This is a genomic window from Protofrankia sp. Cr1, from assembly GCF_963555865.1.
Lineage (GTDB): Bacteria > Actinomycetota > Actinomycetes > Frankiales > Frankiaceae > Protofrankia.
Window position 1 is genome coordinate 1 of record NZ_CAUVXO010000233.1, and the last position, 1162, is coordinate 1162.

Annotated in this window: 1 protein-coding gene; it reads right to left on the reverse strand. The window is 72.7% G+C overall.

Annotated features, from left to right (window positions below; genetic code table 11):
* The coding region (locus U9980_RS17235) for a protein kinase domain-containing protein (protein ID WP_322768853.1) at positions 1-1114 on the reverse strand (1114 nt) is incomplete at its 3' end.
* Between the last annotated feature and the right edge of the window lie 48 nt (positions 1115-1162).

The window sequence follows — 1162 nt, forward strand, 5'->3', positions numbered from 1 at the left end:
GCGCCCCGCCGCCCGGGCCCGTCCCGGTCTGCGCGGGCGCCGTCCAGCCACCGGCCGGGACGCCGCGCGGCGACGAGAGCGCGGTTGCGTCAGCCGAACCGCCCGCGACCAGGGCGGGCGGGGGAAGCGGTGTCGCGAGGCCGCCGGTTGTGCTGGTGATGTGCGAAAGCGTCTCAGTCGCGGAGTCGAGCCAGGCGGAGAGCCAGTCGGACCGGGCCGCCGGCCCGGTGCCGCCCGCCGCGGCATCCCCGGTCGCGGTGAGCCCGACGGCGGTGGGACGGCAGCGCTCCCCGGGCGGGTCGGCGGCCAACGCGTCCAGAATGTGTTTGACAAGCGCCGGCCGGGTTGCGGTGAGCGGGTTGCGGTTCAGCTCCTCCTCGAGCGCGGCCACGTCGACCCAGCCCAGTCCCTCGACCCGGGGTACCAGGTGGCCGAGCAGGACCTCGGCCATGGTCACCACGAAGGCGAACCTGTCCGCCTCCGGTGTCGGGATCGGGTCGACCACCCGCAGCTCGGGCGCGGCATAGGGCGCGGTGCGGCCGACGATCCCGGTCCCGTCGGTGAGCCGGGCCAGGCCCAGGTCGACCAGGACGGCGACGCCGTCGTCGCGGACCACGATGTTCGACGGCTTCACGTCGCCGTGTGCCACTCCCTGGACGGTCTGGCCGCCGGAGTGCATGTGGTCGAGCGCGGCGGCGACGGTGCGCAGTTTGCGGATCCGCTCGCTGACCCGGGCGTCGGGGTTCTCGTCGGACCATTCGCGCAGCGTCATGCCCGCGACGAAGTCCATGACGACGTAGCCCACGCGGGTGTTCGGGTTGGCCGCGCCGGCAAGGTGCCAGGACGGCCCGATGAACATGGTCGTGACGCGGACCAGACCGGGGTGGCTGAGAGTGGTCAGCAGCCGGCTTTGCTTCTCCCAGGCATCATCGCCCGGCGGCCGGAACATGGTCTTGACCGCGACCGTGGCGCGTCCCTCGGTGGAAAGGGGTAGTTCCGCTCGCCACACTTCCCCTTCGCTGCCCCGCCCGATCGTCTCTTTCAGTACGTAGGTGTCCGGCCGCGTGGTTGGGCCGACCCAGTGCGCGGCCGGGTCGACTCCGGTTTCGGTCATGCGTTCCCCCCAGGGATGTGCTGGTCATGCGGTTGGTGAACGGCGCCG